This is a genomic window from Pseudomonas wayambapalatensis, from assembly GCF_049942315.1.
GTDB lineage: Bacteria > Pseudomonadota > Gammaproteobacteria > Pseudomonadales > Pseudomonadaceae > Aquipseudomonas > Aquipseudomonas wayambapalatensis.
On the sequence record NZ_JBNFMU010000237.1, the window covers coordinates 74386 to 101360 of the forward strand.

Consider the following 26975-nt stretch of genomic DNA (forward strand, 5'->3'; position numbering starts at 1 on the left):
GCGTTACCGGTCAATGACCGGCAACGCCTTATTTGACTGGGTTCCGGTTACGCAAGAGGCTCCAGAGTACGAGCACCGAGGTGAACAGGCCGATGAGCACAAGGGACGGCATGATATTTGTCTTGACCTGTCGTGCCTCACGAGCGGTGAAACCGGCGGGGTAACCTGCTCTGATCATGTAACCGTACTTTTCCGAGACCCCGTTCTGGGGGAACTCCGACAGCGAGGGGCGTCCTGCGTCACGGCTGTCACCTTCGGCCCAGAGGTAGAGGCCGCCAAACTCCAGCAGCAATACAAGCCCGTCCTTGAAGCCGCGCAGTTCGTTACGCAGTTCAAGCCCGTAGGTGCTGGCGATTACCGCATGGGTGTCGGCGACCAAGCGGTACTCCACGAGTACACCATTGGGGATGGTCGGTGAATTCATGTTGAGTCGCAGGTATTCGCCCTTCGCGAAGCGAGGCGTGTGCAAGGGTTTTGTGCCCAGGCTGCTGCAAAACCCGGCATCGTTGCGGGTCAGCACCAACGAGTGAACCCGCGGGTTGCGCCTGGCCTGGCTTTCCAGTTCCTGTTGAACCTCCTTGCATGGCCGGGTGCCCAGCGGCTGCGCGTGCAGTGCCGCGCGATGCAGGCTATCGAAGACACGATCGATAGCGAACACGGCTTCTTCGATGGATACCTTCGCGTTTTCCTCGAGCTGTTTGTTCAATTGGTAGTCCATGACCACCAAACCCGAGATCACAGGGGCTGTGCCGATCAGCATGGAGACCATGAGATTTGTCATGCGGTGGCTCAGATGCCTGGATATGCTCATCGAACTTCTCCCTATCGCTTTGATGTAGGGAGAAGCTTGCTCTGGGCCCCTTGGTGGCGCTGTAAGTCATGTCGTGAACGGATAGGCACAAACCATCTCTTATCTGTGCGATTGATTACGCCTGATGTAGTCGCTAGACCACTTGGTCAGTGGCCAGCGCTTTTGAAACAGACCTGATGACAGGTACAAGCGCAGACTGATCAGCAGAATCGTGTTCGGGGCGGCCTATATAGCGATGTGCTAGCCTTCAGATACTTCATGATCTTCAGGAGTTGCCATGGATTCGGAAACCCTGTCTGCCAGGAGCATTGTTCTTGGCTGCTGACGAACAGGCGCAAAGGAGCGCCACACAAGTCATTCATCTGGTTCCTCCGTCGTCTTCGGTCGAGGTGCGCGCTGAGCATATTCTCCGCTTCGACTGGGGCAGCACACCGTTGGGGGCACTGTCGCAATGGCCTCCCTCGCTGCGCATCGCGGTGGATATCATGCTGTTGTCGCCGTTTCCCTGTGCGCTGGCCTGGGGTAAGGAACTGACCCTGATTCCCAGCCAGAACTACCTGGCATTGCTGGCTGACGACCAGTCCCAGGTGGGCGTGCGCTTCGATCAGCTGTGGCAGGTCGAATGGGAACGCATTGGCCCATGGGTGTTCCAGGCACTGGACGGGCGCGCCAGCTTTGTCGACGAATCCCCCCTCCAGGTGCGTTATCGGGAGAACGGTGACTATGCCTGGTTCGCGTTCGGCTACGCCCCCCTGCATGATGAGCAAGGCGTGGTCGCCGGGATTTTGCACACAGCGATCAATACCACCGCCAGCGTGGAGCAAATCCGCCAGTGGCGTGAACTGGCGCAGGGCTTCCAGCAACAGATCGGATGTCATCTGCCCAATAGCGACTATCTCTGGCGCTTTTCACGGGATGCGATGATCATCGTCAGCCGCGATCTTGAACTGCTGGCCGCGAACGACGCGTGGCGTCGCGTGTTGGGATGGGACCAGCAGTCATTGAGCGCGATCACGGTCGTCGATTTTGTCCATCCCGCTGATCGTGCGGAGGTCCGGCTGGCGATCAATGAGCTGCTGCTTGGCCAGGTCGTCGAACAGGTGGAATCGCGGCTCAGGCACAAGGATGGGTACTACCGCTGGATGAGTTGGAGTGCGCGGCCCGAGGGTGATGTACTGATTGCGGTAGGGCGGGATATTACCGAAGAGCGCACGACGATCTTGCGCGAGGCCGAGAACCTGCTGCGCGATAGTCAACGAATGGAAACCGTTGGCCAATTGGCAGGCGGCATGGCGCACGAGATGAATAACTTGTTGGCGGGCATTGGCGGTAGCCTGGAGTTGCTCCAGCGCCGCTTGGGCCAGGGGCGCCTGGAGCGCATCGACGAGTACGTGCATGTGGCGCGGGATTCGGTACAGCGTGCGATGGCGTTGACCCATCGGCTATTGGCAATTTCCAGCAGCCAGCCACTGCAGCCGCGTCTACTCGATGTGAATAGCCTGTTGCGCGGCCTTGAACCATTGATTCATCAGGCACTCGGGCCCGAGTTCGTACTGAACTGGCAACTGGATCTCGCGCCCTGGCCAGTGCAGGTGGATCCTGGGCAGTTGGAAGTCGCGATTCTCAATCTGTGCAGCAATGCCCAGGATGCGGTCGTTGAACGGGGTCGCCTGACCATCCGGACAGCCAACGAACGATTTGTGAATGGGGATAAGCACGGTGAAAGCATCCCAGATGGGGATTATGTCGCCATTCATGTCGAAGACGAGGGGCAGGGTATGCCCGCAGACGTGGTAAGCCGTGCGTTCGAGCCGTTCTTCACTACAAAGCCCAAAGGTCGTGGCGCCGGGCTCGGGCTGCCGATGATCTATGGGTTTGCCCGCCAGTCTGGGGGCTATGTGTGGATCCAGTCGATTCCAGGGAAAGGCACCCAGGTTACCCTTCTGTTCCCGCGCCACCCAGGCGAGTTGCCGGTGGCCAGTGAAGGGGTGGAGGTGCCTGTGTTGAAGCGTGGCAGGAGTGAGCGAATACTGTTGGTCGATGACGAGGTCAATTTGCGGGCCTTGATGAAGGAGGTGCTGGTAGAACATGGCTTTGACGTCATCGAAGCCGGCGATGCCGGTATGGCGTTGGAGCGCTATCGTGAGGGTGGTCTCTTCGATCTGGTGATCACGGATATCGGGTTGCCGGGTGGTATGACCGGACGCCAGGTGGGCAAGACGATTCGCCAGGCCAAACCCCTGCAGAAAATCCTGTTCATTACCGGCTATACCGCGCAGCCCATCGAGCGCAGCCTTCTCGACCAGCCGGGAACAGCACTGATGCTCAAGCCATTCTCGCTCGAGAGCCTCGCGGTCCAGGTCCATCGGATGCTTGAGCCGTGACGGCGATCATGCCTCGCCGAGCATCTGCGCTACGCGCTGGCTCAGTTGGTGCAACTCGAAGGGTTTGCAGATCAATTGCATGCCTGGGTCGAGGAAGCCCTCGCGGGACATGGCCGTTTCCGCGTAGCCGGTAATGAACAGGACCGGCAGGCTCGGGCGTAGTGCGCGGGCAATCTCGGCCAGCTGTCGGCCATTCATGCCTGGCAGCCCGACATCGCTGATAAGCAGCGCAATGGGCTGTGAAGAGCGCAAAAGATTCAGCGCCTGCGTAGCGTCGCAGGCGCTCTGGCATGGAAAACCGTCATCGCGCAGCGCTTGGCAGAGCAGCTCGCGCACTTCGCGGTCGTCCTCCACGATCAGCACCTCGCGGCAGCTTCCTGCGATGGGCGTGCTTGCAACTTCCAAGGCCTGCGGTGGGGTGCTCAGGCAGCGTGGCAGGTAGAGATCGACCCGTGTGCCCTGGCCAATCTGGCTTTCCATCGTGACATGGCCGTGGGACTGCTTGCTGAATCCGTAGACCATCGACAAGCCCAGGCCTATGCCCTGGCCCACAGGCTTGGTACTGAAAAAGGGTTCGAAGGCATGTTCCAGGGTGGCGTGTGACATGCCCTGGCCAGTGTCGCTGAAGGTCAGTTGCAGGTAGTCACCACTGCTCAGGCCTGCGCCCTCAAACTGTTCCGCGTCGATATGCTGATTGCGGGCTTCGATGGACAAATGCCCACCACTGGGCATGGCTTCCCGGGCGTTGACCAGCAGGTTGTCCAACGATTCGCGCAACTGCTTGTCGTCTGCCTGGACAGGCCAGAGTGCGTCCGCCATGCGCAAGGATAGTTTCACCGAGTTGCCCAGTGTCGCCTGCAGCCGCGCAGGCTGCAGCAAGGCATGCAGGTCCACTGCTTGGCTCTGCAGCGATTGACGGGAAGAAAAAGCCAGTAGCCTGTGGGTCAGCATTGCTGCGCGGGCTACGGCGTCCTGGCCCATGCGCAGGACTTTGTCGAGCCCTTCGGTACGCCCTTGCTGCAGACGCCTGTCGATCAATTCAAAGCTGCCACCAATGCTGGTCAGCAGGTTATTGAAGTCATGGGCAACGCCGCCTGCCAACTGACCGATGGCTTCCATCTTGCGTGTCTGGTGCCGGGCCTGGCCGTCAGCCTGTTGACTGTCCAGGCGCTCGCGCAGCGCGCTCAGCGCATTGCGCGCCATGTACTGACGACGTCGAGCGCGCAGGGCCTGGTTCGCCGCACCCAGCAGTTGTTGTTCATCGAAGGGGTAGCTCAGGTGCGACAGGTTGCCCAACCGTTGAGGCATCGAACCATTGTCGGTCGTCGCGTGGGTGTTCAGCAGCAATACCGGCAGATCTGACCACTCCGGTTGCTCATCGATGAACCGGTGCAGGGGCGACTGCGGGTCATCGGTCAAGGTCTGCAGGTCGACGATTACCACGGCGACACCCTCGGCCAGCCATAGGCCGAAACGGTCCTTGTCGCCTGTGCACAGGCACGCGATACCGCTTCCAGACAACAGTTTGGCAGCGGTCGCTGCAACCTGCTCGGGTGCGAGGATGAGGGTGCGTTCGTCCAACGACAACGAACCGGACAAGACGAATCTCCCATGGCAGTCGCCCGGCCGGAAATAGCCGAGCATTCAGCGAGCTACTACCCACTGGACCACCAGGGTTCTGTCAGGGTTCAAGCGAGTTCTACAAACCTTGTTGCAAATAAGGGTCGTCTGGATTCTGTCGCTCAAGTTCGGCCAGCAAGACTTGTACGTTCTGCAATTGGCCAGTTTCCTTCCAGTAGCGAATCAGCAACACCCGCGCACGGCGATTGGCGGGCTGGCGATCGAGCAGGGTTTCCAGTTGCTTCTGCGCTGCTTCGACTTGCTCAAGGTCATGCAGGGTGACGGCCAGCGTGTAGCGATAGTCGGCGTTGTCCGGTTCCAACTCCACGGCACGGGAAAAAGCCAGCAAGGCATATTCCCGTTGATCGTGGCGGCTGAGCCAGAGACCCAGCTCATATTGCAGAAACGCGGAGTCAGGGCGCAGGGCCAAGGCTTTGCCCAACACCTCGCGGGAGGCGTCGTGCTGGCCTTGCCGTTCCAGCAATCGTACCTGCGTTGCCAGCGCCTCCAGATCTTGCGGCGCCAGAGCCAGGCTGCGCTGAAGGGCTGCTTCGGCCTGCGGATAGTCCTGTTCATGAAGGTACAGGCGCGCCAGGTGGACTTGTGCCTCGGCATCGTCGGGCTGTTGTTCGAGTGCTTGCTGATATTGCTCAAGGGCTGCCTGCAGCGGTCGGAAGTACAGGCCGATGGCATCGGGGTCGAGGCCCAGTAGTGCATCCACCACGGCGAACCGTACGCTCTGGTCGTCATCCTCCAGCAAAGGGCCGAGGACCAGGCTGCGTTGGGCGGGTGGCAGCAGGCGCCGGATGCTGGTGATCGCCGCACGACGTACCAGGGGGGCACCATGGTCGAGATCCTGCTGGGCCAATTTCAGCGCCTGTGGGGAGGGGTAGTGAGGCAGTTCGGCGTAGAGCGCAGCACGCCTGATAGGTGGCAGGTCATCGCGTTGCAACTGTTGGTACAGCACCCGTGCCGCACCCGGAAGACCTTCGTGGGCCTGGCGCAGCGCCTTGGCATAGCTCTGTGGCGGCTGGCTGGAGGGCTCTGGTTTCTGGTCGCGCCACAAGTAACCGATCACCCCCGGGATCGCCAGGACGAGCAGCAGTGCGATCAGGTAGCGGCGACGTTTGGGCATTAGCGGTACCGGGGGTCAGGAAGGAGTGAGCTTGGGGCAGCTGGCGGTTAAATGCAACGGGGCCAGGCAAGCCTTTGTGTCGTGGGGTTTAGAGGGAGACTGTCCTGCATATGAGACGAATAAGGCTATTTTGCCCGCCTAATTCACGATTGTTTTCATCGGTAGAATGTTCGCCAGCCAAGAGAGGAGATATCTCATGAAAAAGATCCTGGGTATTTACCGTAGCCCCCATGCCCATTGGGTAGGGGATGGTTTCCCCGTGCGCAGCCTCTTCACCTACGACCAGCTCGCACGCCATATCAGCCCGTTCCTGATGCTGGACTACGCCGGCCCTCATACATTCACACCGACCGACGCCCGTCGCGGGGTTGGCCAGCATCCACATCGCGGCTTCGAGACCGTGACCATCGTCTATCAGGGTGAACTCGAACACCGCGACTCCACTGGCGCCGGTGGCTTGATCGGTCCTGGCGACGTGCAGTGGATGACCGCAGCCAATGGCATCATTCATGAGGAATTTCATTCGCCGGCCTTTGCTCGCAGCGGTGGCGTCCTTGAGATGGTGCAACTGTGGGTCAACCTGCCTGCACGTGACAAACTCAGCCCGGCGGGGTACCAGACGCTGCTGGATGCCGAGATTCCACAGGTAGCGCTCGACGAGGGTGTCGGCAGCCTGCGGGTGATCGCAGGTGATTACCAGGGGCATCGGGGGCCTGCCCGGACGTTCACGCCCATGGATGTGTGGGATGTGCGTATGAACGCTGGGGCAACGCTGCAATTACCGATTGCCGAGGGGCGCAATGCCGCACTGGTCGTACTGCATGGGTCGATACAGGTAAACGACCAGCAGGACGTCAGTCCAGCCAGCCTGGTGTTGCTGGAGCGCGAGGGTGAGCATGCCAGGGTCACTGCATTGGAGGACGCCACGCTGTTGCTGCTCAGTGGCGAGCCGATCGATGAGCCGATCGTGGGTTATGGCCCCTTCGTAATGAACACCCAGGCTGAAATTGCCGAAGCATTCGACGACTTCCATGCAGGGCGTTTTGGGCAGATGGTGCCGTCCTGACAGCACACCACGCGGGGTAGCCGGAGCCTTCAGCCAGAAGCGCGCCAGCTTACCTCGCTGATGCCATAGCGCTCGGCCATGGGTCTGCTGACTTTATTGATCTTCTCTCGGCCATAGCGCCCGATCTTGCCTACACCGGCATCGCAGCTTGCCCAGTGCCACGCTTCGGCATTATCCATGCGCTCGGCGCGAATGATGAATGACTTGTGCTGGCCATGCAGCGCATAGTCGATCACGAAAAGTTTTGCATCAATCATCGCTACCCGATTCCTCAGCGCAACGCGCAACACGACGGTCCATGGCTTGATGTTGTGAAATCGAGACGGCCGATAAAGTTTGCGCCATCTTCGTCGAACACGACGAACGGTAGTTTTACCGCCGTTTGTCGCATCGCCCAGGTAACCGATTGAACGGGCCATCGTGCAACGGTTTCACTCGCTAGAGTGGATAGGGCTTTTACATCGCAGGCCAATATTGAAGAGAGGGTCATGACATGTCGTTGATCGGCGTTTCGATGCTGGAAATGCGTCAGATGATCGAGCAGGCCTGTCTGCCCGATCGTTGCGAGGTCAGCAGCCCGGATGGCGTCAACCTGACCATCCGCGTGGGGCGTGGTGAGAGCCTTGAAGAGGGTTACACGCTGACTGGAATACCGCTGGCCAGCCTGAACAGTTGTCGTGACCTGGTAGCCTTGGTCTGGCAGTTGCGTGAGGGGCAACGAGCAGGGCATGGCCCTGACGTCAAACTGACTACGCAGAAGGTAGCGTTCTAGCGCGCTACCGGCCGTTGACCGAATCACTGCAGCTCAAGCAGCAGATTCAAACCACCATCGCCGCATTTGCCCCGGTCCCGCACTATCCCCCGATATCGGCGTCCCTCCCACGCGAAGGTAACGCTATGGGCACGTTCAACCTTGTCGGGAAGTGGCGGGTGTATGTGCAAGCGCAGCGCGGGACGCCCTTGTAGATCAAGAGCGGCGAGCTGGGCGTGACATTCGACACTCTGTGCCACCGGGCCGAACAGCGTGTCGCGAACATAGTCGAGCTGCAGGCAACTGCTGGGCGCGCGGCCGGGCATCTTCATGGCTGTTGCCTGCGCGTCCGGTGATCATACGCACCAAAGGGTGATTGCATGGGGAATTCTCCGAAGGACCTAAGCATGTTGAGGGCGGCGGCCGGGCGGTGTTCCATTGGTATTTTCTACCGCCGTCCAGATTCATCGTCCGACTGCTGGCGCCAGGCTGACAGACGCCGTTCCAGGCCGGCGAGCAAGACATCGAAGAGCAGGGCACAGCATGTGAGAACGATGATGCCCGCCAACACGGTGTTGACATCGAAGGTGGCCTCGGCTTGCAGGATGAGGTAGCCGATTCCGCGAGTCGATCCCAGGTATTCACCCACCACGACCCCGACGAACGCCAGGCCGATGACGGTGTTCAGGCTGGAAAACACCCAACCTAGGGCGGCAGGCAGATAGACGATACGAACCAGTTGCCAACGGTTGGCGCCAAGCAGTCTCACGTTAGCCAACAATGCAGGGCTTACCTCGCGCACACCCTGGTAGACATTGAAGAACACCGCAAAGAATACCAGCGTGATACCCAGCGCGACTTTCGAGGCGATGCCCAGTCCCAACCACATCACCAGCAAGGGCGCCAGCACCACCCTGGGGACCGCATTGGCGGCCTTGATGAACGGTGACAATACCCGTGCCAGCGTGGGGGTCAGCCCTAACCAGAGGCCGACTGCCAAGCCTGAGGCGAGTCCGAGCAAAAAAGCCAGTATCGTTTCGGTCAGTGTGATCAGCAGGTGAGGGTAGAGCGTGCCGGGAAAATTCAGTGTAGTCAGCAGGTGGTCCCGCCAGTACAGCTCCAACGAGCCGTTGCCAGTGCTCAACCAGCGCCAGAGTTGCTGCAGAACTGCGTGGGGGTGACCGACAAAGAACGCCAGATCGTCGTCGGCAGCCAACCACGACCAGAGTGAAAGCATTGCGAGCAGCAGGGCGGCGCGCAGTAGCCAGAGGGTGGTCCACGACATGTCAGCCTCGGTCGTTTGTGGGGGTGGGAGGCAGGTGCCCCAGCGCGTGCCAGAGACGCTGGTACAGGGCTGCGGACTCGGGATCCTTGCGTAGTGACAACGTGTCGCGTGGGCGTGGCAGGGGAATTCGAATGTCTTCGATGCACCGGGATGCGGGGCCGGCGTTGAATACCAGGACGCGGTCAGCGAGGGTGATGGCTTCGTCGAGATCATGGGTGACGAACAGCACCGATTTGCGTCGTTCGCCCCACAATTCGAGCAACAATTGCTGCATGGCTTGGCGCGTTTGCGCATCCAGCGCAGCGAAAGGCTCATCCATGAGCAGCAGCGAAGCGTTGTGGATCAGCGCCTGGGCTAGGGCAACACGTTTGCGCATGCCGCCGGACAATTGATGAGGGTAGTGATCGGGAACGTCGGTCAGCCCGACCCGCCTCAACCATTGAGCGGCTTGCTGGTTGGCGTGTCGCTTGTCCAAGCCGCGCAGTTGCAGGGGGAGGCTCACATTGTCGAGCGCCGTGCGCCACGGCAACAGCGCATCGTGTTGAAACATGTAGGAGGCGTGGCGGTTCAACCCGAGCAAGGGTTTTCCATGGCAGCGGATCTGCCCGCCGTGGGCCGGTTTGAGCCCTGCGGCGAGGTCGAGCAGGGTCGATTTGCCGCAACCGGTAGGGCCAAGCACGCAGACGAACTCACCTTCACGTACAGTGAGATCGACCCGTGCCAATGCCAGCAAGCGATCGTGGCGGGCTTCCACGTCGAGCATTTCCAGAGCGAGGGTGGATGTCATGGTTGCAAGGCTTGATCAACGAATTGATTGGTCCAGGTTGCCTGGAGGTCGATCTGGCGTTCGGCCATGATCGGGTCGAAACTCTGCAGTGCCTGCAAGGCGTTGCGCGCCCCCTCTTCAGGGAAGCGGCCGTTTACGCTGAGGGATGACTGGATGTTTCGAAACGCCTGGCGATAAAGCGCCGCGTCGCCCATCAGGTAGGGTGTTGGCACCAGTTCGGCGACTTCGGCATCCGTGGCGTCGTGTAGCCAGGTCAGTGCCTTGAGCATGGCATTGGTCAGGGCTTGGATGGTCTGTGGGTTGTTCTGGATATAGGTGCTTTTGGCATAGAGGGTGTTCGCCGGCATGGGGCCGCCGAACAGGGCTGCGGTGCCGGCTGGCGTGCGCGCATCTGCGATCAGGCGTATTGCCTGTTGTTGTTCCAGCAGGCTGATCAAGGGTTCGGCGTTGGCCAGTGCGTCGATCTTGCCGCTCAGCATCGCCTGCACGGCTGTCGCGCCGGTGCCAACGGTGGCAAATGCAACGTCCTCGGGGCTGAGCCCTCCCTGTGCCAGCACGCGGTTGGCGAGCATCTGGGTTGAGGAGCCGGGCGCACTGATGCCGATGGTCTTGCCTCGCAGGTCTGCGATCGACCGATAATTCGACAGAGTTTTGGAGGAGATGCCCATGGCGAGCTGGGGGGTCTCGCTTGCCAGCACGAACGCCTGAAGTGCCTGGCCGCGAGCCTGCAGACGCAAGGTGTGCTCGTAGGCACCGCTGACCACCTGTACGGCATCGGCCACCAGCGCTTGCGCCGCCTTGCCGCCACCGGTGAAGTCGATGACTTTCACATCGAGGCCTTCATCGCGGAAATAACCCTGCTCCAGTGCGACTGTCAGCGGCAGGTTATAAATGACCGCCTGGCCACCGACGCCCAGGTGGACAGGGGTCAGAGCCTGGGGTTGCTTCTTGGCCGTGGCGGATGCTGCAACCAGCAGCATCAAGCAACTGAAAACAAATGCGCGCATGGCACCTCCTTGTTGTGGAGGTTCACAGGGTAGGGCATCAAGGCTTGGGTGAGAGGGTGAGACGCTCCGAATTGCGTGTAGGAGTGCTCCTAAAACCCCTTTGGCTACTGAGCGTCAGGGTTGACGTTCGGCTACCGCTCTCAGCGTTCTGAGCGTGACCATTGGCGCGTCGACCACAAAGCGATTGGCCAGCCAGCCCGGTACATCGCCAGCGGGATCGGCTTGCAGGCGATAGGTGACCTGGGTATCGCGTTCGGCCAGTGGGTGCATGATCCACTCACCTTGCAATTGGCGCACGCGAATGAAGCCAGGGGCCTCGGGCACCTTTTCCGGGTCAGCGCTGAGCCTGCGAACCAGCGAGCCGTCGTCCAGCCGCTCGGTGCGTACGCGCAGGACCATGTCCCGCGGTTGCGCGGGCCAAGGCAGCTCGGTGGTGAGGTAGACCCAGGTACTGTCGCCATCGACCTCCAGCAGGCGCATCTGTGCGCAGGCATACAACCACTTGCAGGCGACACGCAGGTTTTCCTGAAGGTCGCTCAGGATGCGAACACTGGCCTTGATCCGGACAACGCCGCGAAATTGCTGGTAGGGGGAGCCCTGGACGTCGCCAAGATAAATGTCGATGCCGCTTTCCTGATGGGCGAGGCGCCAGTTGTCGGCAGACAACGCAAGCGTCGGCAGCAGGAGTGCGCAGAGCAGGGCGAGGTGAAGTCGGGACAGGAGCTGCGGCATGTTCGGGCTCCACACTGGGGATCACCGTAGTATGCGCGGGAACAGGCAGAACGACATGAAGATGGTGTTGCGCCGATCAGGGCCGTGGCCGACCCCGATCGGTTGATGCAGGCGGGCGCCTCAGCGCTGCGGATTGAGCGTCAGGTGCACGTGGCGGTTCACGTCCTTGTACAGCAGGTAGCTGAACGGACCTGGACCACCCGAGTAGCAGGCTTGCGGGCAGAACGCACGCAGCCACATGAAGTCACCGGCTTCGACTTCCACCCAGTCCTGGTTGAGGCGATATACCGCCTTGCCTTCGAGCACATACAGGCCGTGTTCCATGACGTGGGTTTCGGCAAACGGAATCACGCCGCCTGGCTGGAAGGTCACGATGTTGACGTGCATGTCGTGACGCATGTCGGCCATATCGACGAAGCGGGTGGTGACCCAGCGTCCTTCGGTGCCCGGCATCTCGATGACCGTGGCGTTATCGCGGTGGGTGACGAACGATTCTGGAACCGCCAGGCCTTCGACCTTCTGGTAGTGCTTGCGCAGCCAATGGAACGTGACGTTGGCCTTGCTGTTGTTGCGCAGGCTCCACTCGGCCCCTGGCGCGAGGAAGGCATAGCCGCCAGGCACCAGGGTGTGGTGCTTGCCTTCGACGGTGATGTCGATCTCGCCTTCGACGACGAACACCACGGCTTCGGCATTAGGGTCCAGCTCAGGGCGTTCGCTGCCGCCCTCAGGGGCGACTTCGACGATGTACTGCGAGAAGGTTTCGGCAAAGCCGGTCAGCGGGCGAGCGATGACCCACATGCGCATCTTGTCCCAGAACGGCAAGTGGCTGGTGACAATGTCACGCATTACGCCCTTGGGAATGACGGCATAGGCCTCGGTGAACATGGCACGGTCAGTCAGCAGCTCGGTTTGAGCCGGGTGCCCACCGTGGGGGGCGAAGTAGGAGTGATTCGACATGGACAGTCTCGACTTGTTGTTCTCTCCCCGTGCCGTGAACCGCACCGGCCGGTGCGGCGCAGGGGATGCACGGACAGCATAGGGGCGAGGCCCTGGCATCCACAAATTAAATGTTGGAATACCCGGTATTTGCTTGCTGAATGCTGAGCGGCCGTGCTGTCAGCGATTGCTGGTCAGCCGCTGCTGGGCCGCCACGCAACCGTTGATCTCCACCGCCTTCTGCAGCAGCGCCTGACGCCGTTGTGGGTCGAGTTCACCTAGCAGGCGATAGACCTCCGCCTGGTAGTCACGCTGACGCCCCCACTGGAGCTCCAGGCCTTGCGGACGACTGCGGTTGCAAGCCAGGCGAGTGGCGGGCTGCGGATAGTAGGCGGCGTAAAGGGTCGCCATGCTCGGAATGGCTTCCAGCGCCTCGCGGTAGGCGGGGGTGGTGTTGTAGGACGGACACCAGTTGGCGATCGCCGTCGCTGGTGGGGCGAAACCCTGGCGCAGGCTGGCTTCGAGCAGTGGACAGGCCGCGTCGGCAATCTTCCCGGCGGGCAGGTAGGTCATGTAGTACAGCGCCAGACGGTACTGCGCCACGGGATGGCCCAAGGCAACCGACTTTTCCAGCAAGGCTACCGCCGTTGGCAATGTGCGGGCCATCGCCTGGCCCTGGCGGCTGAGCTCCGGATCGTTGGTATCGGCTGTGCGCAGTGGGCTGGCGCTGTCATCCTCGGTGTCGGCCTGCTCGAGCAATGGCAATGCCTGGCGGTAGAGCAGGTCGGCATGGGGATCGATGCGAACGTCGAGCGCCTGGGCGGCAAACGGCGTCAGCGCCGCGAACAAGCCCGAAAGGAAGACGGCTCGACTCACGAATGGGCCTCGCAGGCTGGCGCCCAGGTGAGACGAACCAGAAGCGTTTGGGCAGCAAGAGTGTTCATGACGTGTACGCGTTTGCCTCGGGCGACCGGGAGCGGTGATGGATCATTCTAGCCATCCCGAGGTGCTGTCGAAAGAGTCTTTGTTTGCTGTCAGACGAGCTTGAAAGGCGTGACCTTGCGGTTAGCGTACTTTTCCTGGGCCAACCCCAGCTTTGCGGTGATGACCTTGGCCAAGGCGTTGTTGCCCAGATCATTGAAATGCAGACGATCGATGAACAGATGCTCATTGAATACCGGTGAGCTGCTGAGCATGCCGTTCATGTCATAGCAGGGTACGGTCTGCGCCTGACTCTTGATGCGCCGGAAGAAGGTTGAATGCAATTGACTGTCGTAGACACCCTCCAGCAAGCGGTCGAAGTTGCCCGGCTGACGGTCCAGCGCCGACAGCATGGCATGTTCGCTGGCGGGCAACTGCTCGCGGCACCAGGGCAGCAGTGGCTGAAGGATGAACGTCAGGGTGGTATGGCTGTCGGCCAGTAGTCGCTCCCATTGGCACAGGGTGCGGCCGATGCAATCGGCGGCACGAAGCAGGCGTTGTTCCGGCGCTGACAGCGGCCAGGCGCAGGGTGACGGTGGCGAACGACGGGGCGCGAGACTTTGCCCCAGGCGCTGCCAAAACGAGGCCCGCCCGGGTTTGGCCGGTATTTGCACGCCTTCGTTGAAACTGTTGAGAAAACGCTGGTACGGCCGTGCTTCTTCAGGTTCCTGGTCGCCTGCGAGGATTTCGCCAAGCCCTTCCTGGGCCAGGGTGTTGAGGCCACTGAGGACCACGACATGGCCGATCTGGCCGAGGCGATGCTGATGACTGAGGAACATCAGCAGCTCCTGGGTGGCGTTCAGACCGCAGCCGGCCAGGTTCAACCAGATCTCGCCGGTGAGCATCGACAGGTAGGACGCTACGGTGTGTTCATCGGAACTGGCGCCGATACCCAGAGCGGTAGAGCCGCCCACCAGCAGGTTGATACGCGCCGCGCCGCCGCGCTCAGCCAGTGAGAAGCGCTTGCCGGCACAGTGGCTGTAGCGCAGGCCCAGGGCGTCGGTGTTGATGGTGTCGGAGCGGTAGCCACGCTCATGCACGTAAAGGGTATGCGGCGCGCGACGTCCGCCCAGCAGCAGGAAGCGCTGGTAGTCTTCTTGCAGGGGAATGGCGCTGCCCACGTCCGGGGTGATGTCGATCGGTGTCATGGGCGCTCCTGGGTATCGGGCGGGCTCAGGCGGCCAGTTCCTTGAGGTTGTAGAGCAGCCCCCCCGCGGCGATCAGCAGCAGGGCGACGCCAGACGCCAGGCTGATCAGGCGGTTGCTGCGCTGCGAGGCGATCTTGCCGATGGCGAAGATGTAGAGGCTCAAAACCGCGAAGTCGATGGCGATCCACAGCAGCGACAGCACTACCATGCTCTTCTCGAAGGATTCAGTGACCTGGATGAACTGCGGGAAGAAGGCAATGAAGAAGATGATGTCCTTGGGATTGGAAATGCCCACCATGAAACCTTGCAGCAGGCCGCCTCGGCCAGTGCTGCGCGGTGTTTCGACCGTTTCGGCAGCGTGCTCCCGGGGTTGCTGCTGCAGGGCTTCGCGCAGCGTGCCCACGGCAATGTAGCCAATGAACAGGCAGCCCAGCAGGCTCATGCCGCTGAGCCAGGCTTTGTCGATGGCGGCGCTGGTCATGATGATCCAGGCTGCAGCACCAATCAGCACCAGTGACGCCCAGTTGGTGCCGACGGCGGTGAACAGGGCTTTGCGCGAACCGGAGGCGGCAGCGGTATTGACGATCAGCGCCACTACCGGGCCTGGCGTGGCGATCAGCAGCAGGACGGTGAGGGCGTAGGTAGCAGTCAGTGCGGTATTCACGTTCAGTTCTCGATCTGGTTTTCAGGCGTTGCGGTGGCATGGAAGGGGCAGCGCGAGGGTTTGAGCGAGCCCATCTCCTGGAGTTGATATTGCTTCCATTCGAAGTTGTCGTCCTGGCCGAAGAAACCCAGGCTGTCGGGTATTACCCCGTCGTTGTACTGCGCAACCCGTTCACGGATCCGCGCGCGGATGCGCTGGCCACTTTCGGTGCTGGCACTGGCCACTTCGTCGAAGCTTTCCCGTGGATTGATGACGAAAGCGATGCTGTTGCCCAGGTTGCGGCTTTTCATCTGGCGATGGGCGGGAAAACTCATGTTGATGAACAGTGGCATGCCGGCAAAGCAGAATGACCATTGGGTGTCATGCGGGTCACGGGGCACATCCTGCGGCCAAGGCTGGGGATCGCGGGCGTGGACCTGCTGGAGGATCTTCCAGGCTAGCGCTTGCTGTTCGGCCAATGTGCCGTCGACGGTGGTTTCAAGAAACACCAGCAGCGGGTTGCCGATGCGCTGCTTGAGCGGGATCGGCGCGATGCTGCGGACATAGTCGGCGAGACCGCGGGCGATGTCATTGGCAGGATCATCGGCGCGTGCGAAAAGAATGTGGCAGGTGGCGGCGGCGACCGCCTTGCGTCCGAAGAGGCAGGGAAAGCCAGGGTTGCCGAGGATTTCCTTGAAGTGCTCTATGGTCTTGTACGTCCAATGCTGCTTGTTCCGAACATGTTCATCGGCCAGCTCTAGCGCATCCAGGCGATAGCAGTTTCCATAACCCGTAAACATGGTTTCCCCAGGAAATTTCTATAAAGTGGTTTTTCTGCCTTATCGCGGCGTGTTGGTTAGCTGTAATTGTTATTTACCAGCATTTTCGAAGAACCTCCCTAGGTTGTAAAATGCCTGGAACTATGACCTACTATTAGTTTCACTCATGCTTTGGAAGGCGACGATGTCAGAACGGATTCAAGCCCTGCATGCCTTGCGTGCCTTCGAAGTGGCTTCTCGTTACGGCTCTTTCACCCGCGCAGCGGAAGAACTGGCCTTGACCCAAGGGGCGGTAAGCCATCACATCAAGACCCTCGAAGCCATGTTCGGTTGCGACCTGTTCGAGCGCCGCGGCCCCAAGCTGCGCCTGACCGAGCACGGTCGGTTGCTGGCCCAGGAGCTCAAGGTCGGTTTCAAGATCATCGAGAATGCGTGCGCCTTGTTGCGCCAGGACCGTTACGGCCTGCGTCTGAAAGCCGCCTCTACGCTCACCGTGCGCTGGCTGCTCAAGGCTTTGGATGGTTTCAAGAAGATCGACGACAGCTGTAGCGTGCAGTTGTCGAGCGTCTGGATGGACATCGACACGGTGGATTTCTATTCCGAGCCCTACGATTGCGCCATCCTGCTGGGCAGCGGCAAGTTCCCTGCCGATGTCGAGAGCCTGAAGCTGTTCGATGAGTGGCTGATCCCGGTCTGTCACCCCGACTACCTCCAGGAGCCTGAGCCAGACCTGTCGGTGCTGCGCAACTGCGAATTCCTCCATCCCTCGTCCGATCGCCGAGACTGGCGGCGTTGGCTGGCGCGGGTCGATGCACTGGACATCAGCATCGATCAAGGGCAGGTGTTCGACACCCTTGACCAGGGAATTTCCGCGGCGCAGCAGGGCTTGGGCATTTCGGTGGTCGATCTGGTGCTGGCCAGTGCCGACCTTGCCGCCGGGCGCCTGATCACACCCTTCAAGCAGGCCGTGGCGACGGGCGATGGTTACTACATGACCTGGCTCAAGGCCAGCCCCAAGGCCCGGCAGATGAGCAAGCTTCGTGATTACCTGCTTGGCCAGGTACCAGCGCTGGCGCTCAAGGACATCAACTATCTGTACGGCTGAATACCGTTAAAGCACTTCGCCCAGGCCTGTCACGACAGGCCTGGGCGAATGCGTTCGCGAGGTCAGAAACCGAAGCTGCTCAGCCCCGGATGGTCATCCGGACGACGCCCCAGCGGCCAACGGAACTGGCGTTCCTCTTCGGTGATCGGCATTTCATTGATGCTGGCGTGGCGGTTCTGCATCAGCCCATCGGCGGCGAACTCCCAGTTCTCGTTGCCATAGGCGCGATACCACTGGCCGCTGTCATCGCGGTACTCATAGGCATAGCGCACGGCGATGCGGTTTTCGGTGAAGGCCCAGAGCTCCTTGATCAGGCGGTATTCGTGCTCACGATTCCACTTGCGGGTCAGGAAGGCCTGTGCCTCGTCGCGGTTGGTGGCGAAGTCGACCCGGTTACGCCAGCGGGTGTCTAGGGTGTAGGCGAGGGCAACCTTGGCCGCATCGCGGCTGTTCCAGCCATCCTCGGCCAGGCGGACTTTCTCGATAGCGGTTTCGCGGGTAAACGGCGGCAATGGTGGGCGGGACATCGCGGTACTCCTCATGTGCAGGTCCGGAAGAAGTGGCCTGATGGATGAAGCGTAGGCTCAAGCGTGTTCGGAGGGAATCGATGCTGGTGGCAGTTCATAATTGCGGCAAGTGGAATAATCCGACCCGTTTCAGGGCTCGACCTCGTCCACATGCGCTTCGAAGAACCAGTGCGGGATCTCCTCGGTGCGATATTGCAACTGCGTACCCGCGCTGACCCTGACCAACTCGCCGTCGTCAGTGGTCAGCACGCCCTGCTGGCTCACCTGCAGGGCGCGCTGATAGGCGCTGAGTGTCGCTTCACGGGCATGCTCGGGTACTGTCTGCTCGAGGGGCATCATAGCGCTGGCGGTGCAGGAAAACATCAGGCGGTGTCGTGGCGAAGGTCCTGGGGAGGGGCTATTGGAGACTGGCAGAAAACGCGGTTCAGCGTTTCCCCATTACCTGTAGTCCCCTTCCGAAGAACCCTGGACGGCGCTTACAGCGCTTCGCTGATGGTGCCGTTCGCCACCTTGTTGCGTCCACCCAGCCCCACCAGCAGCAGCGCGGTCGCCGCCAGCAAACCGCCGGCCATCGGCACCGCGGCGTAGCCCAGGTCGAGGCTGATCACCGCGCCGCCCAGGGCGGCACCGACAGCATTGCCCAGGTTGAACGCGCCCACGTTGATCGAAGAAGCCAGGCCTGGGGCCTCGGCAGCCGCGATCATCACTCGCATCTGCAGCGGCGGTACCACGGCGAAGGTGAACACCCCCCAGACCAGCAGGGCCAGCGCAGCACCGACATGGCTACCCAGCACCAGCGGCATGAGCAGCATGATCACCGCCAAGGTGCCGAGGAAGATCCGTGCCGCGCCGTCCAGTGACCAGTCGGCCAGACGACCGCCGAGGTTGTTGCCGATGGTGAAACCGACACCGATCAATACCAGGCCGAGTGTGACGAACGCATTGGAGGCGCCGGTCAGTTCCGCGAGCACCGGGGCAACATAGGTGTACAGCGTGAACATGGCGCCTGCGCCGAGCACGGTGGTGGCCATCGCCAGTAGCACGCTGGGGCGGGCGATCACCGCCAGTTCCTTGCGCACGTGGGGTACGCTGCCGCGCTCGCCCTTGGGCAGGGCGTACCACAAGGCACTGATGGCGATCAGGCCGAGTACGGCGGTGCCGGCGAAAGCCATGCGCCAGCCGATCTGCTGGCCGATCCAGGTGGCGGCCGGGACGCCGCCGATATTGGCGATGGTCAGGCCCATGAACATGGTGGCGATGGCACTGGCCTGCTTGTCCTTGGGCACCACACTGGCCGCGACCACCGCACCCAGGCCAAAGAAAGCACCGTGGTTGAGGCTGGTGATCAGGCGCGAGGCCAGCAGGGTGTAGTAGTCCGGCGACAGTGCCGACAGCAGGTTACCGACGGTGAAGATGCTCATCAGCATCATCAGTGCAGCACGCTTGCCGAAGCGGCTGAACAGCAGGGTCATGATCGGTGCGCCGACCATCACGCCAATGGCGTAGGCGGTGACCAGCATGCCCGCAGTAGGGATGCTGGCGTTGACACCTTCGGCAATGACCGGTAGCAGGCCCATGGGGGCGAATTCGGTGGTGCCGATGCCGAAGGCGCCGATGGCCAGGGCAAACAGGACCCGTTTAGAGGAAAGCGCGCTCATCGGAAACTCCGGGTTATGGCGAATTCAGGAATGTCGGGTGTGGCGTCGACCGCAGTCGACGCCCAAGTGCGGTGAGGGATCAGTCCCAGGCCGGCGCCAGGCCATCCGGGCTGACCTCGCGGCCGTTGCGTTCCAGGTCTGCGATCTGCGCCATGTCTTCTTCGTCCAGGCGCAGGTCACGGGCAAGCAGGTTGCTGGCCAGGTTCTCGCGCTTGGTGGAGGAGGGGATGACGGCATAGCCAAGCTGCAGGGCCCACGCCAGGGCGACCTGGGCCACCGTGGCCTTGTGCTTGGTAGCGATCTTGGCCAGTACCGGGTCCTTGAGCACCTTGCCATAGGCCAGAGTCATGTAGGACGTGACGGTGATGCCCTGTTCCTTGAGAAAAGCCGTGAGCTTGCGGTTCTGCAGGTACGGGCTGAGCTCGATCTGGTTGGTGGCGATCTCGCCCTTGCCGACCACCTCGATGGCCTGGCGGGTCAACTCGATGTTGAAGTTCGAGATGCCGATCTGGCGGGTCAGGCCAAGTTTCTTGGCTTCGGCCAGGGCGCCCATGAACTCGCGCAGCTCGACACCGTTGCCTGGGGCTGGCCAATGGATCAGGGTCAGGTCGACATAATCGGTGCGCAGCTTGGCCAGGCTCTCGCGCAGGCTGGGGACCAGCTTGTCGGCAGCGTAGCTGTCGGTCCAGATCTTGGTGGTGATGAACAGCTCGTCACGAGGCACACCGCTTTCGGCGATGGCCTGGCCGACGTCGGCTTCGTTCTTGTAGATCTGCGCGGTGTCGATGACACGGTAGCCCAGCTCCAGTGCGGACTTGACCGAGTCGATGACGGCTTGGCCGGTGAGACGGAAAGTGCCGAGGCCGAAGGATGGAATGCTCATGGATCTGCTCCTGCTGTGGGGGAATTCGGGGTCGATCGAGAGGCATTGGCGCCTGGATACATCGACCATTCGAGTGGGGAGCAGTTTGAAGGTTGCAGCGGGGTTGATTAAGAGGGGCGCGGGGCAAGGTCTTTTGACCTGGAGTCATGAATAGCCGGTGATTGCTTCGCGCAGCGGGCGTTTCGACTGCCTCAGAGCACATCGGGCCTGGCTGGCAGGCCCGATGTAGCAAGGGTTACAGCGTCCACCTCATGGTGACGGTGAAGTTGCGTGGATCGCCGAAGATGTTGGCCCCGGCCGGGTTGCTGATGTTCTGGTAGTAACGCTTGTCGAACACGTTGTTCAGATTGCCTTGCACGGTGAAGTGCTTGTTGATCCGGTAGGCGGTCATCAGGTCGGTCACGCTGTAGCCGCCCTGCTGCACACCGAAGCTGGTGTAGGCCCGGCTCTGGGTGCGGAAGCCGCCACCGATGCTCCACTGGCTCAGGTCACCCGGCAACTGGTAAACGGTGTTGACCTTGAACAGGTTGTAAGGGGTGTCGCTGTCGAAGCGGTCGCCCTTCTGTTGAGTACCGGTTTCCTTGGTGTACTTGGCGGCGGCATAGGTGTAGCCGACCGACGCCTGCCAGCCCTCGGCGAGCATGCCTTGCACTTCCAGCTCGACGCCCTTGGTCTCGACTTCGCCCGCCGCCTCGTAGCAGCCGTCGGAGAGGTCCGGGCAGGACGACTGTGGCAGGGCCTTGGCGAGGTTTTCCTGGTTCAACTGGAAGTAGGCCAGGCTCACGTTCAGGGCGCCGCCGAAGTATTCGCCCTTGATGCCGGTCTCGTAGTTGCTGCCGGTGACCGGATCGAGGATGGAGCCGGTGGCCGAGCGGGCTTCCTGTGGCTTGAAGATGCGCGTCCAGCTGGCGTACACCGAGTAGGTGTCGTTCAGGTCGTAGACCACGCCGGCATAGGGCGTGAACTCGCGGGTGGCCTTGGAGCTGTTGCCGAAGGCGTAGGTGCCGGATTGGGTCTGCTGTTCGTATTCATACCAGTCCAGACGCGAGCCAAGAGTCAGCTTGAGGTCGTCCTGGATGTTGAAGCGAACGGTGGCGTAGGTGCTGGACTGCTCGACCTTGCCCTTGCGCGACCAGTTGAAGTCGATCTCGGGCTTGGGCACCGAGCCGAAGTCGAACGACAGCGGATCGACCGGGTAATCGAAGGTGCCCAGCGGGCCGCCGCCAGGGCCGTCGTCGGTGCGGTCGTGGCGGTAGCTGCCACCGAGCACCAGTTCATGGGTGCGACCGAACAGGCTGAACGGGCCGCTGACATAGCCATCGACGCTCTTCTGGGTGTGCTCGTAGGTGTAGCGGCCTACGTTGAGCTGCAGCGTGTCGGCGGCCTGGTCGAGGCGATAGAAGCTGGTGCCGAGCATGTCCATCTCGCCACGCAGCCAGGTGGTGTTCAGGCGCAGCTTCCAGTCGTTGTCGAAGCGGTGCTCGATCTCGGCGAAGACGCTCTTGTTCTTCTTGTCCCAGTAGGTCCAGGACGGGCTCATGCGGTGCGAGCGGGAGATCGGCAGGAAATTGCCGTTGGCGAAGGTCGGCAGGCCGGACCAATCGGCGCCAGGGTTGTCCTCGCGGTTGTAGTAGCCGCCCAGGGTGAGGGTGGTGTCCTCAGTCAGGTCGAATTCGGTGATGCCATACATCAACTGGCGTTTGTTGCTGTAGTCGTCGACGAAGCTGTCCTTGTCCTGCAGGGCGACGACAGCGCGACCGCGTATGCTGCCACTGTCGTTCAGCTTGCTGCTGGCGTCGAGCTCGGTCCGAAAGTTGTTCCACGAGCCTGCGCTGGTGGTGATCGACATCTGCGGCTCGACGGTCGGCCGCTTGCGGATCAGGTTCAGCGTACCCGACGGGTTGCCGGCGCCGACCATCAGGCCGGAGGCCCCGCGCACCACTTCCACGCGATCGAACATCGACAGCATCGAGGTGCCGAGGGTGTCGGTGTCGTAGGCCACCGGCAAGCCGTCGATCATGATGTTGTCGACCGAGGTGCCGCGCGAGTAGAAGGTCGGACGTTCACCGCCGGTCTTGCGCAGGGTGAGGCCAGGGGTATACAGCGAGACGTCTTCGAGGGTCTGCATGTTCTGGTCGTTCATGCGCTGGCGGGTCAGTACCGTAACCGACTGCGGCGTGTGGCGCAGGGACGTCGGCAACTTGGTCGCCGTGCTCATCGAGCCTGTGGTGTACGAGCCTGTGCCTTCGGTGGTCTCGCCCAGTACGCCGGCGTTGACGTTGGTCGCCCCCAGTTCCACCGCGCCGCCTTCCCTACGGCCGCTGATGGTCACTGTGGTGCCGTTGACGCTGTAGCCAAGGCCCGTGCCGCCGAGCAATTGGCGCAACGCGGCATCGGGCTCCAGCGAACCCTTGACCGCGGTGCTGCGCAGGCCGCTGATCTGGTCGGGGGAGTAGAGCAGTTGCCACTGGCTTTGCTGCCCAAACGCAATCAACGCGCTACCAAGCGCCTGCTGGGGAATGTTGAAGGCCACTTGCTGGGCCTGGGCAACCATCGGCGCCGCCAGCATCATGCCGACAGCGGTGGCGGGCAAGCCGGACGCCATGAGGCGCCGGACAAGCATGGCCTTAGACAACGGGCGAAGGGTAGGGAAGAAGTGCATTGGCAGACTCTATGATTATGTTGTAGATAATGATTTGCATTACATCCAGTGAGACGCACAAACACAGAAGAACCGGAAAAATCCGGTTCTGTTTTTTTCAGGCGTGTGTTAGCTCCTCGACGACCTTGCCGGCCTCCAGCCTCACGAGCTGGTCGGCCATGTCGAAGTAGCGGTCATCGTGGGAGATCACGATGATGGTCTTGCCCAGGCGCTTGAGGTCCGGGAGCAGCTCGGTATAGAAGATGCGGCGGAAGGTCGGATCCTGGTCGGCGGCCCATTCGTCGAAGACCAGCACCGGGCGTTGTTCGATCCAGGCATTGACCAGCGCCAGGCGCTTGCGTTGCCCGGTGGACAGGTCGGTGGTGCTGAACTGGCCGTCGCTGACCTTGACCTTGTGGGCGATTTCCAGGCGCTCCAGGTACTGGTTGGCATCCTCGGGAATCGCCTGGTCACCCTGCACCAGATCGTCGAACAGGTAGTAGTCGGCGAAGACCGTGGTGAACAGCTGGCGGTAATCGTCCCGCGATTTGGCATCCACAGCCTTGCCATTGACCTTGATCTGGCCCTGCTGGGGGGCATAGAGCCCCAGCAGCAGCTTGATCAGGGTGGTCTTGCCGCAGCCGTTTTCGCCGACGATGAACACGATGTCGCCCTGGGCGATCTTTAGGTTCACAGGCCCAAGGGTGAAGGGGCGCGCATCACCTACCGGCGGGAAGGCAAAGCCGACATTGCTCAACTCCAGGCTGTGCACCTGCGCTGCGGCCTGTCCGGAGTCGGCCAGCAACAGGTGAGGCTCGGGGGTGGCGAAACGCTCCGACAGCTCGGCAATGCGCTGGAAGGCGATGCGCGCCCGGCCGATGATCGGCAGGGTGCTGATCAGGTGTTCCAGCGGCCCTTTCATGTACAGCAGCACCAGCACGAAACCGCTCATGACGCTGGCATCGGCACTGGGCCACAGCGACTGCAGCACCAGGGCCAGACCGATGACCACGAAGAACAGCATCGAGCCCAGGCTCTTGGCGACCACGAAGGTGTTGATCGAGCGTGTCTGCAGATCGCGGATCCGCTCGGCGGTATCGCTGATGCCATGCTGGAACATGCGCTGGCGGCGCGGGCGGTGGATACGCAGCTCCTTGGCACCGGCGGCGATTGCACTGTAGTGCTTCTGCAACTGGTCTTCGGCATCGCGCGCTGCCATGAACCCACGAATACCGCGGGACTGCGCCACCGACTGGATAGCGATGCCGATGGCCAGCGCGGCCAGCATCATCAGGAACATCGGCCAGGACAGCATCGCCAGGTAGCCCAGGCAGCCCAGGGTGACGGTCAGCGAAATCGCCAGTGGCGCGAAGGCGAAAGCGAAGTCGCTGATGGTGTCCACATCGTGGGTCAGGACCGGGATCAGGCGGTGGCTGCGAAAGCGCTCGATCTGTTCGATCGGTGCCGCCAGCACCTTCTCGCCCAGCTCCTTGCGCAGCTTGGCGATGATGTGCTGGCCCACCTGGTTGGTGCCGATGTCGGAGAGGATGCTGCTGACCAACGCCAGGGCGCACAGCCCGACGAAGCCCAGCACCAGCCCCTGGCTCAGCCCGCCTTCGGTGTGCAGCCCGTTGTTGATGGTGGCCAACAGGGCGGTGACGCTCAAGCCACCGACCATGCCCAGGGCAATCGACAGGGCGACCACCGGCCAGAAGGGCCGCAGCAGCGTCAGCAGCTCGCGCACGGCCCCACGGGGTTGTTTGCTCATCGGAAGGTTCCTGTCTTCAGGCGCTGGTCATGCGCAGTGCGGCCGGGGCGTTGCTGGCGTGCTTGCCCAGGTGCTGATACAGCGACTGACCGATTTCTGCGGCACGTGCCGGCAGCACCGACAGCAGGGTGTCGCTGAGCCCGTGCGAGGCTTCGCAGAAGCCTTGCAGGTAGACGCTGGCACCGAACTCGGGGCTCGCCAGGGCGCGATAGTCGCGGTCGACCTCGAAGTCTTTCAGGTGCTGCTGCAGCGGAGCCAGCAGGTCGCGGTGGGAGCGACGCTCGTAGCCGGTGGCGAGGATCACCGCGTCGTAGCGGTGGGTCTGGCGGACATCGGTGGCCAGGTCGCGCAGGGTCAGCTCGATGCCTTCGGCGGTGTCTACCACTGCTTCGATGGTGCGGCGGCACAGCACGGCATGGCGATACTGATGGGCGACTTTCTGGCGATACAGGATGCCGTAGATGCGCTCGAGCAGGTCGACGTCGACCACCGAGTAGTTGGTGTTGTGGTACTCGCCGATCAGTTTCTCGCGTTCGGCGTGCGGCTGGTTGAACACCAGGTCGGTGTACTCGGGGGCGAAGATTTCATTGACGAAGGGGCTGTCGTCGGCAGGCTTGAGTGCCGAGGCGCGCAGGATCATGTCGACCTTGACCGACGGGTAGCTGTCGTTGAGGTCGATGAAGGCCTCGGCGGCGCTCTGGCCCGAGCCGATCACGGCGATGCGCATGGGCTTGCCGCTGTTGCACGGCAGTTGCTGGAGGGCGCTCAGGTACTGGGAGTGGTGGAACACGCGCGGGTCGTTCTTGAACGGGCGGAAGGCATCGGGAACCTTGGGCGTGCCGCCGCTGCCGACCACCACCGAGCGGGCCCGGCGCTGGTGCTCCTGGCCGTGCTGGTCACGCGAGACCAGGCGCAGGTGATCGACCCGGCCATCACGCAGTTCCGGTTCGATGCGCAGCACTTCTTCGCCATACACCGCCTGGGTGGCGAAATGCTCGGCGGCCCAGCGCAGGTAGTCGTTGTACTCCAGGCGGCAAGGGTAGAAGGTGCCCAAGTTGATGAAGTCGGCCAGGCGCTGCTTCTGGTGCAGGTAATTGACGAAGCTGTAGGGGCTGGTGGGATTGCGCAGCGAGACCAGGTCCTTGAGGAAGGAGATCTGCAGCTCGCTCTGGGTAGCCAGGGTATTGCCGTGCCAGCGATAGTCGCTCTGCTTGTCGATGAACAGCGCGTCGAGGGCGTGGCCGTTGGTTTCGGCGAGCTCTTCCAGGGCAATGGCCAGTGCCAGGTTGGAAGGGCCGAAGCCAACGCCGATGAGGTCGTGGATTTTGTCGGGCGAAGAGGTCTGGCTCATGGTTGCGGTTCCTTGGATGGTCGAGTGGGGGCGCCGCGTGGGGCGCCCCGAGTCCTGCGCAAGTACACCGATAGGAACGAGCCGGGGGTGGGAGAATTTACCGCCGCGTGGCGTCTCAGAGCTCGCGGGCTACCCGGAAACCAAGCCAGTCGCCACGGTCTTCGCGTACCGTGGTGTTGCGGTTGCCTGAACGCGAGAAGATCGGCGCTTCACCCCAGTCGTTGCCACGGATGGAGATCTGCTTGCAGCCCGCCTCGGTGCGCGCGCTGCCGTCGGCGGGGGCGCCGAAATAGCTGTCGTGGTAACAGTCGGCGACCCATTCGTAGACATTGCCGTGCATGTCGTATACGCCGAAGGCGTTGGCCGGGAAGCTGCCGACCGGCGAGCTGAAGCTGTAGCCATCCTTGGGGCCGTAGACGTTGGCGTTCTTGCTGATCTCGAAGTTGGCGTCCGGCTCGAACGGGAACATGCCGGTGCTGCCGCCGCGTGCGGCGTATTCGCGCTGGGCTTCGCTGACCATGGCGTAGCGCTTGCCGGTCTTCTTCGACAGCCAGGCGACATAGCGCTCGATGTCGACGTAGCTCATGCACACCGCCGGCTGGCGAGGGCCTTGCGGGTAGCTGGGCTTGCTGTTGGTGCAGCGCCGCCCATGACGATCGTCGCCGTCGGCGATGACGATGCCAGTGGCCTTCTGGTAGTCGGCCCATTCACCGGCGGTGATCTGGAAGCGACTGATGGCGAACGGCTTGGCGAAAGTCACCGGGTGCTGTGGACCTTCGTCGTCCTGGCGGCCCATCTCGTCGGGCGGGGTGCCCATGGTGAAGGTGCCGGCAGGCAGCACGACCATTTCCGGGCAGGTCTTGTCGCAGTCGCGGAACACTGTGCCGGGCTTGTCCGACGGCTGCGCGGCCAGGGCCGGCAGGCTGCAGGCGGCCAGCACGGCGGCCAGGGTGAGGCGGTGCAGAGGTGCGCTCATG

At 61.9% G+C, this 26975-nt stretch carries 26 protein-coding genes; 4 read left to right on the plus strand and 22 right to left on the minus strand.

Going from position 1 to position 26975, the window contains the following annotated elements:
* Nucleotides 1–28 precede the first annotated feature (28 nt).
* Nucleotides 29–811 carry a CSS-motif domain-containing protein gene (locus ACPZMI_RS25170; RefSeq protein WP_186664945.1) on the minus strand — a complete coding sequence of 261 codons (783 nt, stop codon included), beginning with the start codon at nt 809–811 and terminating at the stop codon, nt 29–31.
* Nucleotides 812–1125: 314 nt separating this feature from the next.
* Between ACPZMI_RS25170 and ACPZMI_RS25175 the strand changes: the two genes are divergently transcribed.
* The gene (locus tag ACPZMI_RS25175) at nt 1126–3195 is read left to right on the plus strand and encodes a hybrid sensor histidine kinase/response regulator (RefSeq protein ID WP_426353273.1); all 2070 of its coding nucleotides are present in this window, start codon (nt 1126–1128) and stop codon (nt 3193–3195) included.
* Nucleotides 3196–3201: 6 nt separating this feature from the next.
* Here the strand turns inward: ACPZMI_RS25175 and ACPZMI_RS25180 are convergent, their stop codons facing one another.
* Both ACPZMI_RS25180 and ACPZMI_RS25185 read right to left on the minus strand, forming a co-directional pair.
* A complete protein-coding gene (locus ACPZMI_RS25180; RefSeq protein WP_288376678.1) occupies nt 3202–4794 on the minus strand; it encodes a response regulator in 1593 nt (530 codons plus the stop codon).
* A gap of 100 nt (nt 4795–4894) precedes the next feature.
* Nucleotides 4895–5950, minus strand: a complete 1056-nt coding sequence (locus ACPZMI_RS25185; protein WP_186708165.1) for a tetratricopeptide repeat protein — start codon at nt 5948–5950, stop codon at nt 4895–4897.
* A 196-nt stretch (nt 5951–6146) separates the two neighbouring features.
* On the opposite strand from ACPZMI_RS25185, the gene ACPZMI_RS25190 reads away from it, so the two are divergent.
* Nucleotides 6147–7016 carry a pirin family protein gene (locus ACPZMI_RS25190; RefSeq protein WP_186719271.1) on the plus strand — a complete coding sequence of 290 codons (870 nt, stop codon included), beginning with the start codon at nt 6147–6149 and terminating at the stop codon, nt 7014–7016.
* A 29-nt stretch (nt 7017–7045) separates the two neighbouring features.
* Here the strand turns inward: ACPZMI_RS25190 and ACPZMI_RS25195 are convergent, their stop codons facing one another.
* Nucleotides 7046–7273 (minus strand): DUF6555 family protein, encoded by a 228-nt coding sequence (locus ACPZMI_RS25195; RefSeq protein ID WP_426353297.1) that lies wholly within the window; start codon nt 7271–7273, stop codon nt 7046–7048.
* A gap of 236 nt (nt 7274–7509) precedes the next feature.
* Here ACPZMI_RS25195 and ACPZMI_RS25200 point away from each other — a divergent pair, with 236 nt between their 5' ends.
* On the plus strand, nt 7510–7788 hold the full coding sequence (locus tag ACPZMI_RS25200; protein WP_186664940.1) for a DUF1652 domain-containing protein: 279 nt from the start codon (nt 7510–7512) through the stop codon (nt 7786–7788).
* Nucleotides 7789–7811: 23 nt separating this feature from the next.
* On the opposite strand, the gene ACPZMI_RS25205 is transcribed toward ACPZMI_RS25200, so the two are convergent.
* The 10 genes from ACPZMI_RS25205 to ACPZMI_RS25250 all read right to left on the minus strand — a co-directional run bounded on the left by ACPZMI_RS25205 (nt 7812) and on the right by ACPZMI_RS25250 (nt 16086).
* Complete coding sequence (locus tag ACPZMI_RS25205) at nt 7812–8099, minus strand: hypothetical protein (RefSeq protein ID WP_186664939.1); 288 nt, start codon at nt 8097–8099, stop codon at nt 7812–7814.
* 116 nt (nt 8100–8215) lie between these two features.
* On the minus strand, nt 8216–9052 hold the full coding sequence (locus ACPZMI_RS25210; protein ID WP_426353274.1) for an ABC transporter permease: 837 nt from the start codon (nt 9050–9052) through the stop codon (nt 8216–8218).
* A gap of 1 nt (nt 9053) precedes the next feature.
* On the minus strand, nt 9054–9839 hold the full coding sequence (locus ACPZMI_RS25215; protein WP_202885220.1) for an ABC transporter ATP-binding protein: 786 nt from the start codon (nt 9837–9839) through the stop codon (nt 9054–9056).
* Nucleotides 9836–10846, minus strand: a complete 1011-nt coding sequence (locus tag ACPZMI_RS25220; protein ID WP_186664935.1) for an ABC transporter substrate-binding protein — start codon at nt 10844–10846, stop codon at nt 9836–9838. Before ACPZMI_RS25220 ends, ACPZMI_RS25215 begins: the two co-directional genes overlap by 4 nt.
* A gap of 114 nt (nt 10847–10960) precedes the next feature.
* Nucleotides 10961–11578 (minus strand): START domain-containing protein, encoded by a 618-nt coding sequence (locus ACPZMI_RS25225; RefSeq protein ID WP_426353275.1) that lies wholly within the window; start codon nt 11576–11578, stop codon nt 10961–10963.
* Between the two features lie 120 nt (nt 11579–11698).
* Nucleotides 11699–12535 (minus strand): bifunctional allantoicase/(S)-ureidoglycine aminohydrolase, encoded by an 837-nt coding sequence (locus ACPZMI_RS25230; RefSeq protein WP_054890674.1) that lies wholly within the window; start codon nt 12533–12535, stop codon nt 11699–11701.
* A gap of 159 nt (nt 12536–12694) precedes the next feature.
* The gene (locus ACPZMI_RS25235) at nt 12695–13390 is read right to left on the minus strand and encodes a sel1 repeat family protein (protein ID WP_186664928.1); all 696 of its coding nucleotides are present in this window, start codon (nt 13388–13390) and stop codon (nt 12695–12697) included.
* Between the two features lie 158 nt (nt 13391–13548).
* A complete protein-coding gene (locus ACPZMI_RS25240; RefSeq protein ID WP_426353276.1) occupies nt 13549–14643 on the minus strand; it encodes a hypothetical protein in 1095 nt (364 codons plus the stop codon).
* A 25-nt stretch (nt 14644–14668) separates the two neighbouring features.
* The gene (locus ACPZMI_RS25245) at nt 14669–15307 is read right to left on the minus strand and encodes a LysE family translocator (protein ID WP_186664924.1); all 639 of its coding nucleotides are present in this window, start codon (nt 15305–15307) and stop codon (nt 14669–14671) included.
* A gap of 2 nt (nt 15308–15309) precedes the next feature.
* Nucleotides 15310–16086, minus strand: a complete 777-nt coding sequence (locus tag ACPZMI_RS25250; RefSeq protein WP_426353277.1) for a YqcI/YcgG family protein — start codon at nt 16084–16086, stop codon at nt 15310–15312.
* A 163-nt stretch (nt 16087–16249) separates the two neighbouring features.
* On the opposite strand from ACPZMI_RS25250, the gene ACPZMI_RS25255 reads away from it, so the two are divergent.
* Nucleotides 16250–17170 carry a LysR substrate-binding domain-containing protein gene (locus ACPZMI_RS25255; RefSeq protein WP_186708153.1) on the plus strand — a complete coding sequence of 307 codons (921 nt, stop codon included), beginning with the start codon at nt 16250–16252 and terminating at the stop codon, nt 17168–17170.
* Between the two features lie 62 nt (nt 17171–17232).
* Here the strand turns inward: ACPZMI_RS25255 and ACPZMI_RS25260 are convergent, their stop codons facing one another.
* The 8 genes from ACPZMI_RS25260 to ACPZMI_RS25295 all read right to left on the minus strand — a co-directional run bounded on the left by ACPZMI_RS25260 (nt 17233) and on the right by ACPZMI_RS25295 (nt 26974).
* On the minus strand, nt 17233–17697 hold the full coding sequence (locus ACPZMI_RS25260) for a nuclear transport factor 2 family protein (protein WP_063544979.1): 465 nt from the start codon (nt 17695–17697) through the stop codon (nt 17233–17235).
* 129 nt (nt 17698–17826) lie between these two features.
* Nucleotides 17827–18060 (minus strand): hypothetical protein, encoded by a 234-nt coding sequence (locus tag ACPZMI_RS25265; RefSeq protein ID WP_426353278.1) that lies wholly within the window; start codon nt 18058–18060, stop codon nt 17827–17829.
* Between the two features lie 113 nt (nt 18061–18173).
* On the minus strand, nt 18174–19355 hold the full coding sequence (locus tag ACPZMI_RS25270; RefSeq protein WP_426353279.1) for an MFS transporter: 1182 nt from the start codon (nt 19353–19355) through the stop codon (nt 18174–18176).
* A 79-nt stretch (nt 19356–19434) separates the two neighbouring features.
* Entirely contained in the window at nt 19435–20238 is an 804-nt protein-coding gene (dkgB, locus tag ACPZMI_RS25275; RefSeq protein ID WP_186708149.1) for a 2,5-didehydrogluconate reductase DkgB, read from the minus strand.
* Nucleotides 20239–20473: 235 nt separating this feature from the next.
* Complete coding sequence (locus ACPZMI_RS25280) at nt 20474–22831, minus strand: TonB-dependent siderophore receptor (RefSeq protein WP_426353280.1); 2358 nt, start codon at nt 22829–22831, stop codon at nt 20474–20476.
* Nucleotides 22832–22997: 166 nt separating this feature from the next.
* Complete coding sequence (locus ACPZMI_RS25285) at nt 22998–24647, minus strand: cyclic peptide export ABC transporter (protein ID WP_426353281.1); 1650 nt, start codon at nt 24645–24647, stop codon at nt 22998–23000.
* A 16-nt stretch (nt 24648–24663) separates the two neighbouring features.
* Entirely contained in the window at nt 24664–25998 is a 1335-nt protein-coding gene (locus ACPZMI_RS25290) for a lysine N(6)-hydroxylase/L-ornithine N(5)-oxygenase family protein (protein ID WP_186664914.1), read from the minus strand.
* Nucleotides 25999–26113: 115 nt separating this feature from the next.
* Nucleotides 26114–26974: a formylglycine-generating enzyme family protein gene (locus tag ACPZMI_RS25295; protein WP_426353282.1), complete on the minus strand. Its 861-nt coding sequence runs from the start codon at nt 26972–26974 to the stop codon at nt 26114–26116.
* Between the last annotated feature and the right edge of the window lies 1 nt (nt 26975).